This window comes from uncultured Salegentibacter sp., assembly GCF_963972535.1.
Classification (GTDB): Bacteria; Bacteroidota; Bacteroidia; order Flavobacteriales; family Flavobacteriaceae; genus Salegentibacter.
Map to the genome: position 1 here is coordinate 1 of NZ_CAXAVR010000022.1, position 13172 is coordinate 13172.

Here is a 13172-nt window from a genome sequence, read left to right on the forward strand (position 1 = left end):
AATAGATTATGAAAAAAGTATTATTTATAGATCGTGATGGGACTTTAATTCACGAGCCCGAAGATTACCAGGTAGACCGTATTGAAAAGCTGGAATTTTACCCGGAAGCTTTATATTATTTAAAGAAGATTGCCGCAGAATTGGATTTTGAGTTGGTCATGGTAACTAATCAGGATGGTCTGGGAACAGAAGCTTATCCTGAAGAAGACTTTTGGCCTATTCAAAATTTTATTCTTCAAACTTTTAAAAATGAAGGTGTGGAATTTAAGGAAGTGCTAATGGACCGTACTTTCGCAAAAGATAATTCTCCCACCCGAAAGCCTAATACCGGACTTTTAGAGGAGAAATATCTAAATAACGAAGAAAACTACGATCTAAAGAATTCTTTTATGGTCGGCGACCGACTTACAGATATTGAATTTGCTTATAATTTTGGCGGTAAAGGCATTTTTATAGATACTCACGAAGATCTTGCAACTGATGAAGTGAAAAACGATCAGGAAAAAGTTAAGGAAACTATTGCTTTTAAAACCGATAGTTGGAAAGAGATCTATGAATTTTTAAAGTTGAATGATAGAACAGCTGAAATTTCAAGAAAAACTAATGAAACCGATATATTTATTCAACTAAATTTAGATGGTACCGGAAAATCTGAAATTAGTACCGGAATTGCATTTTTTGACCATATGCTAGATCAGATTGCACGTCACGGACAAATGGACCTTACGGTGAAAGTTAAAGGAGATCTGGAAGTTGATGAGCATCATACTATAGAAGATACGGCAATTGCACTTGGAGAAGTTTTTAGCAAAGCTTTGGGCAATAAACTTGGAATAGAACGATACGGTTTTTGCCTACCTATGGACGATTGCCTGGCCCAGGTGGCCATAGATTTTGGTGGCAGAAACTGGATAGTTTGGGAAACCGAATTTAAACGAGAGATGGTTGGAAAAATGCCTACTGAAATGTTTTATCATTTCTTTAAATCTTTTACCGATGGCGCTAAGGCCAACCTAAATGTAAAAGCTGAAGGACTAAATGAACATCATAAAATTGAAGCGATATTTAAAGCTTTTGCCAAAGCGATTAAAGTAGCGGTAAAACGTGATGCTGAAAAAATGATACTTCCATCAACTAAAGGAATGCTTTAAAAGCCCCCTAGCCCTCGAAGGGGGAATAATGTGAACTAAAAAATGTTTAGATTTTGAAAATTGAGAATGAAATGAATAAAAAGCCCTCCCCCTTAGGGGGAGCCGGAAGGGGCTTGAAGATTGTAATTATAGATTACGGAGCGGGTAATATTCAAAGTATCAAATTTGCCATAAAGCGACTTGGATATAAGGCTATTTTAAGCAGTGATGCCGAAGAAATAAAGTCAGCAGATAAAGTAATTTTCCCAGGAGTGGGCGAGGCCAGCAGCGCAATGAAAATGCTAAAGTCTACGGGTTTAGATAAAGTGATTCCTACTTTAAAACAGCCGGTTTTAGGAATTTGCCTGGGAATGCAGTTAATGTGTACTTATTGCGAGGAAGGAGATACAGACGGACTTGGAATTTTTCATGCTGATGTGGTGAAATTCGATAACCAATTAAAAGTTCCGCAAATTGGGTGGAATAAAATTTATGATTTAAGATCAGACTTATTTACTGGGATTTCAGAAGGAGAATTCGTGTATTTAGTACATAGTTTTTATGTAAAGGAATGCGCAGAAACCATAGCTTCAACCGAGTATGGAGTAGAATACACTTCGGCTATTCAAAAAGATAATTTCTATGGTGTACAATTTCATCCAGAGAAAAGTAGTGATGCGGGGGAGAAAATTCTGGAGAATTTTTTGAAAGTGACCCAACCCAACACGATAAAGTAGATTTAAAGACTACGTCATTGCGATGGAGACACGACTGAAGCAATCTGTTCAACCAGAAAATTTCTATCAAAAGATTACCACGCTCCTTTGTCGCTCGTAATGACATAGAGAAGCAAAATTGATAATAAAACAAAACATTAGTGCATTCGTGGCAAAAAAATATAGAAGTAACATTTTAATTTTTTACTTAAAAGATGAGAATAATTCCCGCTATAGATATAATTGAAGGTAAATGTGTACGCCTTTCCAAAGGTGACTATAATACCAAGAAAATTTATAATGAGAACCCGCTAGAAGTAGCTAAAAATTTTGAGGCGCACGGAATTCAGTATTTGCATTTGGTAGATTTAGATGGTGCAAAATCAAAAAATATTGTAAACCATAAAATCCTGGAAGAGATCGCTTCAAAAACCAGCTTAAAAATAGATTTTGGTGGGGGATTAAAAACCGACAAAGATTTGCAAATTGCCTTTGAATGTGGAGCAAATCAAATTACCGGTGGAAGTATCGCGGTTAAAGATCCTAATATTTTTAAATCCTGGATTCAGAAATTTGGTTCAGATAAAATAATCCTGGGTGCTGATGCCAACAATGAAAAAATTGCAGTTAGCGGCTGGCAGGAAGAATCTAATAAGGAACTGATTCCTTTTATTCAGGAATACCAGGATGAGGGAATAAACTATGTAATTTGCACCGATATCTCTAAAGATGGGATGCTGGAAGGTCCATCCTTTGAACTGTATCGCAGAATTCTTGAGGAAACTTCATCAGAAAATAAAAAACTAAAACTTATAGCTTCGGGTGGAATCTCTACCTTTAGCGAGTTACCGGAACTGGCTGAACTTGGCTGCGAAGGCACTATAATAGGAAAAGCGATTTATGAAGGTCGTATTAAAATGAAAGAATTAGAGAGATTTATAATAGCCCCCTAGCCCTCAAAGGGGGAATTAAAAAGTATTTATTTACTACAAAACCTTTAAAATGCTTACAAAACGAATTATACCCTGCCTGGATATTAAAGACGGAAGAACCGTTAAGGGCGTAAATTTTATAGATTTACGCGATGCCGGTGATCCTGTGGAATTGGCTGAGATCTATGCCAAATCTGGCGCAGATGAATTGGTTTTTCTTGATATTTCGGCTACTGAAGAGAAGCGCAAAACTTTGGCCAATTTAGTGAAAAGTGTTGCCGAAAAAGTAAATATTCCGTTTACCGTTGGCGGTGGAATTTCATCAGTAGAAGATGTGGATATTTTGCTTAAAAACGGCGCGGATAAAGTTTCTATAAACTCTTCTGCGGTGAAAAATCCTGATCTAATTAATGAACTTGCAGCTAAATTCGGCAGTCAGTGTATTACAGTAGCTATTGATGCCAAACAGGTAAACGGCGAATGGTTGGTGCATTTGGTTGGTGGAAAAGTGCCTACAGATATCAATTTGTTCCAATGGGCAAAAGAAGTTGAAGAGCGTGGGGCCGGGGAGATATTATTTACCTCTATGAATAACGATGGAACCAAAGAAGGCTTTGCTAATGAAGCCCTGGCAGTTTTATCTTCAGAATTAAATATTCCGATCATCGCCTCAGGTGGTGCTGGAAATATGCAGCATTTTTGCGATACTTTTATTGAAGGAAAAGCTGATGCAGCACTTGCAGCCAGTGTTTTTCATTTTAAAGAAATTGAAATTAAAGATTTAAAAGAAGAACTTCGTAGAAATGGAGTGGAAGTTCGGCTTTAAATAATAGCAAGAAAAAAGAGAAGAGAAGATAGAAAAGAGAAACAAGCTTGATTGGTGTTATATTTCGTTAAGCTGAACTTGTTTCAGCTTCTAACTAGTTTGAAATAATCCTGAAGCTTTAGATTAGAATAAGGGTTTTCAAAGCTTATAAAACAGTTTCAATTAATACCAGTTTCAATTAATACAAATATACATCCTGAAATAAATTCAGGATGACATATAAAAAAATAAAGATGAATATAGATTTTAATAAAAATAACGATGGACTTGTTCCTGCGATAATTCAGGATGCATCAACTAAGAACGTACTTATGTTGGGGTATATGAACGAGGAAGCATTTTTGAAAACCAATGAAACCAAGAAAGTCACTTTTTTCAGCAGGACCAAAAACCGATTGTGGACCAAAGGCGAAGAAAGCGGCAATTACCTTCATTTAGTCAATATTAAAAATGATTGCGATAATGATACCTTGCTAATTTCAGTTAATCCCGAAGGTCCAACCTGCCATAAAGGAACTGATACTTGCTGGGCAGAGGATAATGAGCCTAATTTCGGTTTTCTTTCTCAATTGGAAGGAATTATCGCTAAACGAAAAAGGATGAGCGAGGTGGAGCCTGAGTTACGAGAAGATAAAAACTCGTACGTAGTTTCACTTTTTGATGCGGGAATGAATAAAATTGCTCAGAAAGTAGGTGAGGAAGCTGTAGAAACGGTTATTGAAGCCAAAGATGATAACGCCGATTTATTCCTAAACGAAAGCGCCGATTTACTTTTTCATTACTTAATTCTGCTAAAAGCAAAAGGATATTCTTTAAAAGATATCGCTGAAGTTTTGGAAAATAGACATTAAGAAGAAACCTAACCAAATATATTCTGATGGAACTGTTATTAGTCTACTAAATGCAGCGTTATTTCTTTGCATCATTTATTTCTAACCAGTTTCCGTCAGGGTCGGTGATATAAATTTGTTTTACTGCGTCAACGCGATTGGTAACCGTTTGTTTTTCTCCTAGCCAGTTTTCATAAGGTATTTTATTTTTTTCCAAAACCTTAATAAAATCAGGAACAGATGGAACAGACAGCGAAAGATGGCTGTTTTTATCGGGTTCAATAGTTGTAGACGCACCTTTAATTAAATGCAGTTGAACATTTGATCCTAAAGTAAACCAGGTATGTTTACCATCCTTAAAAGGTTCGGGTATTTTTTCTAACCCAATGATGTTTTCATAGAAATTGGTGCTTTTATCAAGATCAACTACATAAACTGCGATATGATCGATAGTGATTTTAGAATTAAGTTCCTGAGCTTTTGTAGAAAGCGTAATTAATATGAAGAATATGGAAATTAAAATCAATGATTTTTTCATATAGTTTTAGTGTTTAATGCCAGTATTTAGCTGTGGTAATAATTCAATCTTTGCCGGTTAGCTCAATTTTAAATTCTCTAAACAAATATATAAGTAATATGTAATGGAAGCCGAAAATAGGACTTCCATTACAAAATAGTTTCTATTTTATTATTCTAAATGCTTTCCGCAGCATAATTTGCAACCGCGTGATCGTTTTCTACAGAACTTCCAGAAACTCCAACAGCGCCAATAATTTCACCGCTGTTGTTTTTTAAAGGCACGCCACCAGGAAACGTTATTAGTCCGTTGTTAGAATGCTCAATATTGAAAAGTGATTCGCCGGGTTGTGACAATTTCCCAATTTCTCCAGTATTCATATCAAAAAACCTGGCAGTTTTAGCCTTTTTAATGGCAATATCTACTGAGCCTAGCCAGGCGCCGTCCATCCTGGCGAATGCAGTTAAGTTTGCGCCAGCGTCTACCACCGCAATATCCATTTTCACATCTAATTCTTTCGATTTCTTTTCGGCGGCAGCAATTACTTTTTGTGCTTGTGCTAAAGTGATATTCATAATTTAAGGTTTTTAATTTGTCCTAAATTATATAATCAAAAACGGAATATATTGATTTTAAGAGGAATATAACGAATATTTAATCTTTGTTCCTCACGTAAATTAATTTGAATTTACTGCTTTGATTGGTTCGTGATTCAATTTCAAATTTATCTATAGAATGAATCATAGGGGTAAGTTTCTGAAAGCCATAGTTACGCGAATCAAAATTAGGTTGTTTTTTCTGAAGTAAACTTCCTACATCTCCAAGAAACGCCCAACCGTCTTCATCGGCAACATCTGAAATTGTTTGAGAAATAAGCCTTACCACTTTTGGAGTAATTTTATCTACGTTTTTCTTTTTGGAAGTTTTTCCGCCTTTTTCGCTTTCTTGCTCATTATCCTTATCAGAACTCTTTAAAATTTCAATATAAATAAAGCGGTCGCAAGCTACAATAAATGGTTCGGGGGTTTTCTTTTCTCCAATTCCAATTACATTTTTTCCTGCTTCACGCAGTCTTGTAGCTAATCTTGTGAAATCACTATCGCTGGAAACCAGGCAAAAACCATCTACTTTATCTGAATATAAAATATCCATCGCATCAATGATCATTGCAGAATCTGTCGCGTTTTTCCCCTGGGTGTAACCATATTGCTGAATAGGATTTATTGCGTTTTCCAACAAAACATTTTTCCATTTTACCAAATGGGGTTTTGTCCAGTCACCATAAATCCTTTTAATAGTGGGATTGCCGTACTTGGCAATCTCTTCCATCATTTCTTTTATATATGCCGATGGGATATTATCACCATCAATTAGTACCGCTAGGTTGGTTTCCATAGAATCTGTTATTTAAAGTAAACTACTCCGGAGCAAGCTCACGAAGCATTATTATTGGAAAATATAATTTGATCTCGAGTTAAGCTTGGGAGCATTTAATCTCGATTATCGAGTAAAGATACTTTTTTTGCATAAAAAAGACGGCTGTACAGCCGTCTTTTCCTTGTTCGATAACTTAATAGTTTTCCTCGGTAATAAAGATATAAAACCTATAAAAGGTAATTACTAATTAAAACGATAAAGTGCATTCATTTTTGAATTTTTATCTGGCATTTGGGCGTCAGGAATTAGAAAAACATTTCCTCCCTGTCTTAAAACTTCTTTGGCAGCCCAGTTCATTAAAGAATAGTTCTTACTCGTTTGCTCATTATCTATACTTACATTCATATTATCATTATTGTAAGTGCCCCAGATTTCATTTCTATTTTCCAGGAATAAAGTATCAACTTTTCCTTGTTGTATTGCCGGGAGAATATCGGTTACTGATGTACCGGTACTTTCGGTATTATTCAGTTCTTCAAATTTCTTCATTTTATCCTTTTTTGTTTTTTCAAGATATGGTTCTACAGTTTGCAGCGCTTTTTCATGCAATCCAAACATATCGGTATCAGATGGGTTACCGGGAACCACTTTATCAAACAAATGTTTATAAGTGTTTACATCCTTATAAATAGGGAAAAGGTAATCTTGAGTAGATACTACCAGTGGAACATTTTCGTTGTGTAGAATAGTATCCAGACCTTTATCTATAGCTCTAAAATACTTTAGAATTTCTTCTTTTCGTTCTTCTTCGCTACCACTGCCGTGCCCATGAAAAATGGTTTTTTCTCCACCGGCGCCCTGGCTTCTAAAATCTAAATGTTTTTGTTTATAATCAAAACCTACGCGTTCTTCCAAGCGGGAAGGTGTTAAATCGTCTACATCTACCTGGCCTATGCTGTATTTGGTAGCTTCATATAAAACCACATCTTCTAATTGAAGTGCCAACAAATAGAAACGGGTATCTTCAGAAAACATGGGGACCAATGGTTTTATATAAAACTCATTTGAAATATAAGTATGCGTTTCAAAGTTTACCGGCAGGGTGTATTTTTCAAAAAATCCTTCAGCAGCAAAAATTGCGAGTCCGTCGCTTTGATGGCGCCAAAAAGATTTATCATTAAGAAGTTCTTCTATAGGTTTACCAATTTCCTGAATTTTCTCTTCAGGAATATCTTTTTTCTTAAGTTCATTACCAACTTCTTTCCAAAGAGATTTTAGGTGGGTTTTATTCTTTTCTTCCCGCACTTCTTTTCCTCCTCTTTGAGTAGGAATAAAAATAGAAATACAGGTTTTATTTTCTTGATTGCTTAATTTTTGCAAGTCTTTTTCATTTATCAAACTCATCTTACTAATTTTTTGGTTAACTATTTATTCAAGATAAGTTGATTTCGCTTTATTTCAATGGGGTTTAGCAGGGCTTTAACGCTAATCTTAAGAAGATGTCAAGATTTAGGTTTAATAAAAATCATCGGGTTCAACGTGAATAAGCACGTCAAAAATTTCGGGGAAATGGGCCAGGAGTTCATTTTTTACATTGTGAGCAATATCGTGACCTTTTTTTACGCTAATTTCAGCATTTACGGTTATATGGAGATCTACGTGGTAGGTCATTCCGGTTTTTCTAACATAGCATTTTTCGGTATCTAGAACTCCTGGAACGCCACCAGATATTTCTCTAATCTCAGCAATCATATCATCATACATATGTTCGTCCATAACTTCGCCAAGTGCTGGGCGTAAAATAAGATAGGCATTGTATAAGATAAATCCTGAAGCAAAAAGCGCGGCCCAGTCATCTGCCGTTTCGTAACCTTTCCCCATAAAAAGTGCGATAGAAATTCCTATAAATGCCATTAATGAAGTAATGGCATCGCTACGATGGTGCCAGGCATCAGCCTTTAGTGAGGTGCTGTTTGTTTCATTGCCTTTTTTAGAAACTTTTCTGTAAAAATATTCTTTAATAATTATAATTACGGCAAGAACAATAAGGGTATAAGGTTCGGGAACTTTGTGCGGAGTTCTAATGTGTACTATACTTTCGTAAGCGATAACTGTGGCTGAAACTACTAAAAACCCTACTACGGCAAATGTCATCAAGGGTTCTGCCTTGCCGTGGCCGTAAGGATGATTTTTATCTGGCGGGCGACTCGAATATTTAAGTCCTAATAATACTAAAAACGACGAAAAAACATCGGTGGTAGATTCAATGGCATCAGCGATTAAGGCGTAAGAATTTCCAAAAACCCCGGTAATAAATTTTGCAATAGCCAATAAAGCATTTCCTATAATGCTAAGCCAGGAGGCCTTTATTGCTTCATTGGTGTTTTGATCCATTGTGTGGTGTGGTTCAGCCTGCAAATTTAATGGGAATAATATTATTCTCTGGATTTAAACCAGTGTTTCTCCAAAAATCGTCTAAACTACCACCAAACAACAAATAGCCGTTCAAATTTATTGTCCGGTTTTTTTACCCAAATCAATGGCGCTTTTTTTCTTTGGAATGAATTTTCAATTTGAGTTATTATTTCTGAATGATTAACCCAGTTTTCGCTGTGTTGCGGTAAAATTGGCCAGTCTTGCTTTTGTGGAGCGTAAAATTGTAACGTATGATATTCAGCTGAAAGAAATTCTTTAAAATGAAGCCATATTCCCGCAATACATTCATTATTTATTACCGGGAATTGTTTTTCCTCAAGATGCTTCGGCACAAATAAATTAGCTTTAAAACAGGTTTGCTGTAATATTTCTTTTGGTTTCACACCTAAAGAATTCAATACTTCTTCAGTTTCGGGTTTGTAAAGTAGGGGAAACTGTTTTTCTATTAATTTTTCGGTTTTTTGCAAAAAAGTATCCCGGCGGTTAGGGCCTATCCAGCGTTGCATTTCTGTTGAAAAAGCTGGATCGTAAACATAGAATTTATAAACCATTTCAATATGACATACCCGCCTATTTATTAAGTCTTCAACAAGAAAATCTAATTCGCCAAGGGTAATTTTATTGCGGCTAATTTGCATATTTTCAGCCAGCAAATTATAATCTGGATTTTGGTTAATTATCCATTTAAAAAATCGTTCTACCCGCTTTCCCATTACAAAATTTGATGAAAGCGAAGGTAAATCTTGGGTTATGGGCTGCTTTAATGGCTGTTCAATTTCAGGAAGTTTAAATTGATCTATTTGTTGAAATGAGTTTGTCCAAAGGGGAGGTGTTTTTAAAAATCCCTGAAATTGCTTTTCGGCGCGATTTTGCATTCTTTTTATTTAGAACTAAAGTAGTTTTGAAAGATAGATTAATCTTTATCTTCATCTGTGCTTAGCAGGTATCCAAAAGGTTTTAAAGATGGCACGTGATTAAAGATTACATTTAAAATTCCCAAAACCGGAATTGCCAATATCATTCCCATTACGCCCCAAATCATATTTCCTAAAATTATGGCGAGGATTACGAAAAAAGGATGAATATCAACTTTGTCACCTACAATAAAAGGTTCTAAAACATAACTTTCAATAAATTGTACTATAATAAAAGTGAGAATTACGCCAATTAAAATGCTGGTTTCGCCCTGGGTTAGGTAACCAAATATTAAGGCAAGTCCCATCCCAATAATATTTCCTATAAACGGAATAAGGGTGAGAAAAGAAGCGATTACTGCAATTAAAATATAATTATTCACGCCCGAAATTCCCAGGCCAATGCTGTAGAGAATAGAAAGGATTATAATTAAGATTAACTTTCCTCTTAAATAAAATTGCGCCACCCGGGCAGTTTCATCAATAATTTGCTTTACTTCTTCTTTACGTTGATTGGAGAATAATTTTAGAATAAATATTTTGAAGCGTCTTCTATAATTTAGCAGGAAAAAAATATAAATAAAAGTGAGTAAATAATTACTAAAAAAGCTGGTTACAGAATTAAGAAAGTTAAAGGCCTTTTGACCTGAATTTCCGCCAGAAGTGAGCATACTTTTTATATCATTTTCTTTCTTGTATTCTTCTAAATCTTCGCTGCTTAACGCAGTATGCTCGTAAGCATAATTTTGTAGCTGTTCAATTTTGGGCGTCATGGTCTCCTTAATTTTATCCCAATCATCTACAAAATTTTTAATTTGAAAAGAGAGTAAAATAAAAACCCCAAAAGAAAACAGCAGTAATAAAATGGTACTTATAAGTGATGAAAAAAGGCGTTTTAGCTTTGCTTCCATAAGATTAGCCAATGGAATAAGTAACAGCGCGAGAATTATTGCGGTTACTAAGGGAGCTAGAAAGCCTTTTGCATCAACCAGGCCTGTGAAAAGAAAATAAGCGCCTAGTATTAAGGCAACAAGCGGATAAAGCAAGTTTTTTGGTGCCGAATTCATTTTTTAAAGTTGGTTTGAAACTTTGAAGGTAGAAAAAGTAATTTAATTTTTCTACTCTTCCTTTAAATGAAGCACATTTTAGCTATAAACCGGCACATTTTCCTGTTCTACAAGATTTTTTAGCGATTCCAGGTTTTCTTCCCAACCAGATTCACAATCAGAGTAAAATTGATCTGCTTCAGATTTATTTGGAAAACCTGAGTGTTCTAATTTTAGGACACAATATTTGGTTTCGCAGTAAATCCTGAATTTCACTTTAAATTTTGCCTTAAAAGGTAAATATTCGTTATCTGCTAAATAGGTATAATCGCTTAAAGTAAGTTTTACGTGAGGTTTAAATTCTGAAATTTTTGCTGCCGCAATGTAATCAGCTTTGTCAGGATTTTCTCCCCAGCTTAAGGCAAAAACGCCATCTTCATCTGGTACTACAATGGCTTGAGAAGCACCCCACCATTCTTTAATTAAATTGGGAGTTATTAGCGCATTAAATACTTTACCTCCATTTTCGTTAATTCGAATTTCCTTTTTTATTTTTCGGGACATAGAATAGTTTTTTAATTAAACAGTGAATCGTATAAGATTTTATCGCGGTTAACTGCTATAAGGCGAATATTAAAAATCACCAGCTTCACCTTTGCTTATTTAATTAAATTTAAGAAAAATTAACAAGTTAAATTATAAAAATCGTAAATATTAATTCTCAAAACTAGAGATTCTGTTTTTTTAAAACTATATGGAGAAAAAAACCATATTAATTTGAATTTTTTATTCAGAACCTGATCTTACTCATATCTAATAAAGCACACGTATTTTAATTTTGTAAAAAACTATTGCTTTATGTCTTCTAACCTTATTAGTAAATACAATGTTCCGGGACCTCGATATACCAGCTACCCAACAGTACCGTATTGGGACGACAATACATTTTCTGCAAGTGCCTGGGAGAACAGTTTAAAACGCAGCTTCCAGGAAAATAGAGAAATTAGCCTTTACATACATTTACCGTTTTGTGAAAGCCTTTGTACTTTTTGTGGCTGTAACAAACGAATTACAAAAAAGCACTCGGTAGAAACGCCATATATAGAAAGCGTGTTGCGGGAATGGGATCTTTATTTAGAAATGCTGGGTGAAAAACCAATTATTAGAGAAGTGCATCTTGGTGGGGGTACGCCAACCTTCTTTGCTCCAGAGAACCTTAAATTTTTACTGAATATGCTTTTTCGTAAAGCGGAAAGAGATTGTAACACAGAATTAAGTTTTGAAGGACATCCAAATAATACCACCAAAGAGCATTTAAAGGTTTTAGCCGATCTTGGTTTTAGAAGAGTAAGTTACGGCGTACAGGATTATAGTGAAAAAGTACAAAAAGCAATTCATAGGATTCAACCTTTTAAAAACGTAAAAAATGCCACCGAACAGGCCAGGGAAACCGGGTTTACATCGGTAGGGCATGATATTATTTTTGGTTTACCATTTCAAACCAAAGAAGATATAATTGATACTATTGAAAAGACGAAGCAGTTAATGCCAGACCGTATTGCGTTTTACAGCTATGCGCACGTACCGTGGATTAAAGGAAATGGGCAACGCGGCTTCAAAGACTCTGATCTTCCCGGTGCCGATGAAAAACGTGAAATGTACGAAACGGGGAAAAAAATGCTGGAAGAAGCAGGATATATTGAAATAGGAATGGATCATTTTGCTCTTAAAACCGATTCTCTTTATAAAGCGGTAGAAAATAAAACTTTGCACCGGAATTTTATGGGCTATACCACCTCTTCTGGTGCATCTATGATTGGCCTGGGAGTTTCAGCTATTAGTGACAGCTGGTACGGTTTTGCCCAAAATGAAAAATCGGTTGAGACTTATCAGGAACTTATTGCCGAGGGAATAATTCCGGTTTTCCGGGGGCATATATTAAATAAAGAAGATCTTATAATTAGAAAACATATTCTTAATTTAATGTGTCGCCTGGAAACGAGTTGGGTCGCTCCCGAAGATTATTTTGAAGAACTGCCTGAAGTACTTATTAAATTAAGGGAAATGGAAGCTGATGGACTCGTTAGTTTTTCTGAAAAAGGCTTAACCATTCCCGAAAAGGGAAGACCATTTGTTCGTAATATTTGTATGGCTTTTGATTTAAGAATGCAGGCACAAAAACCAAACACCCAATTATTTTCTATGACAGTTTAGTTTGAAAGTAGAATACAAAAAAGTCCGTCTGGAAATTCCCAGACGGACTTTTTTATGTTTATAAGGTTCTTTTTTTTTTGAAAATTTAATCTCTATTCTTTGTCATTTCCGCTGCCTATCATATTTAGAACAATAAGCACCAGGCCGGCACAGACAACAAAAAACATCGCGATTAGAGAAGTGCCCAGTTCCCAATTTACTAATGCAATAGTGTCAAATAAATTCATAACAAAT

The 13172-nt window shown here is 35.3% G+C and carries 15 protein-coding genes; 6 read left to right on the forward strand and 9 right to left on the reverse strand.

Annotation, left to right across the window (positions count from 1 at the left end; translation table 11 throughout):
- Window positions 1-8 precede the first annotated feature (8 nt).
- From hisB to hisIE, 5 genes are all read left to right on the forward strand, one after another.
- A complete protein-coding gene (gene hisB / locus AACZ30_RS04740) occupies window positions 9-1151 on the forward strand; it encodes a bifunctional histidinol-phosphatase/imidazoleglycerol-phosphate dehydratase HisB (protein ID WP_339648008.1) in 1143 nt (380 codons plus the stop codon).
- Between the two features lie 113 nt (window positions 1152-1264).
- Window positions 1265-1867, forward strand: a complete 603-nt coding sequence (gene hisH, locus AACZ30_RS04745; RefSeq protein WP_286761663.1) for an imidazole glycerol phosphate synthase subunit HisH — start codon at window positions 1265-1267, stop codon at window positions 1865-1867.
- Window positions 1868-2061: 194 nt separating this feature from the next.
- The gene (hisA, locus tag AACZ30_RS04750; RefSeq protein ID WP_339648009.1) at window positions 2062-2799 is read left to right on the forward strand and encodes a 1-(5-phosphoribosyl)-5-[(5-phosphoribosylamino)methylideneamino]imidazole-4-carboxamide isomerase; all 738 of its coding nucleotides are present in this window, start codon (window positions 2062-2064) and stop codon (window positions 2797-2799) included.
- Between the two features lie 49 nt (window positions 2800-2848).
- Window positions 2849-3604, forward strand: a complete 756-nt coding sequence (gene hisF, locus AACZ30_RS04755; RefSeq protein WP_339648011.1) for an imidazole glycerol phosphate synthase subunit HisF — start codon at window positions 2849-2851, stop codon at window positions 3602-3604.
- Between the two features lie 212 nt (window positions 3605-3816).
- Window positions 3817-4455 carry a bifunctional phosphoribosyl-AMP cyclohydrolase/phosphoribosyl-ATP diphosphatase HisIE gene (gene hisIE / locus AACZ30_RS04760; protein WP_339648012.1) on the forward strand — a complete coding sequence of 213 codons (639 nt, stop codon included), beginning with the start codon at window positions 3817-3819 and terminating at the stop codon, window positions 4453-4455.
- 58 nt (window positions 4456-4513) lie between these two features.
- On the opposite strand, the gene AACZ30_RS04765 is transcribed toward hisIE, so the two are convergent.
- The 8 genes from AACZ30_RS04765 to AACZ30_RS04800 form a co-directional block, all read right to left on the reverse strand.
- Window positions 4514-4972, reverse strand: a complete 459-nt coding sequence (locus AACZ30_RS04765) for a VOC family protein (RefSeq protein WP_339648014.1) — start codon at window positions 4970-4972, stop codon at window positions 4514-4516.
- A gap of 155 nt (window positions 4973-5127) precedes the next feature.
- Entirely contained in the window at window positions 5128-5526 is a 399-nt protein-coding gene (locus tag AACZ30_RS04770) for a heme-binding protein (RefSeq protein ID WP_339648016.1), read from the reverse strand.
- A 79-nt stretch (window positions 5527-5605) separates the two neighbouring features.
- On the reverse strand, window positions 5606-6346 hold the full coding sequence (locus AACZ30_RS04775; protein ID WP_075326785.1) for an NYN domain-containing protein: 741 nt from the start codon (window positions 6344-6346) through the stop codon (window positions 5606-5608).
- 225 nt (window positions 6347-6571) lie between these two features.
- Window positions 6572-7732 (reverse strand): hypothetical protein, encoded by a 1161-nt coding sequence (locus AACZ30_RS04780; protein ID WP_339648017.1) that lies wholly within the window; start codon window positions 7730-7732, stop codon window positions 6572-6574.
- 111 nt (window positions 7733-7843) lie between these two features.
- Window positions 7844-8722, reverse strand: coding sequence for a cation diffusion facilitator family transporter (locus AACZ30_RS04785; RefSeq protein ID WP_339648018.1), 879 nt, complete (start codon window positions 8720-8722; stop codon window positions 7844-7846).
- 86 nt (window positions 8723-8808) lie between these two features.
- On the reverse strand, window positions 8809-9639 hold the full coding sequence (locus AACZ30_RS04790) for a DUF1853 family protein (protein WP_093302604.1): 831 nt from the start codon (window positions 9637-9639) through the stop codon (window positions 8809-8811).
- A 38-nt stretch (window positions 9640-9677) separates the two neighbouring features.
- Window positions 9678-10745 carry an AI-2E family transporter gene (locus AACZ30_RS04795; RefSeq protein WP_339648020.1) on the reverse strand — a complete coding sequence of 356 codons (1068 nt, stop codon included), beginning with the start codon at window positions 10743-10745 and terminating at the stop codon, window positions 9678-9680.
- 78 nt (window positions 10746-10823) lie between these two features.
- Entirely contained in the window at window positions 10824-11288 is a 465-nt protein-coding gene (locus AACZ30_RS04800) for an SRPBCC domain-containing protein (protein ID WP_339648022.1), read from the reverse strand.
- A gap of 294 nt (window positions 11289-11582) precedes the next feature.
- Between AACZ30_RS04800 and hemN the strand changes: the two genes are divergently transcribed.
- On the forward strand, window positions 11583-12938 hold the full coding sequence (hemN, locus tag AACZ30_RS04805) for an oxygen-independent coproporphyrinogen III oxidase (RefSeq protein ID WP_339648023.1): 1356 nt from the start codon (window positions 11583-11585) through the stop codon (window positions 12936-12938).
- 92 nt (window positions 12939-13030) lie between these two features.
- Here the strand turns inward: hemN and AACZ30_RS04810 are convergent, their stop codons facing one another.
- Window positions 13031-13165, reverse strand: a complete 135-nt coding sequence (locus AACZ30_RS04810) for a hypothetical protein (protein ID WP_339648024.1) — start codon at window positions 13163-13165, stop codon at window positions 13031-13033.
- Window positions 13166-13172 lie beyond the last annotated feature (7 nt).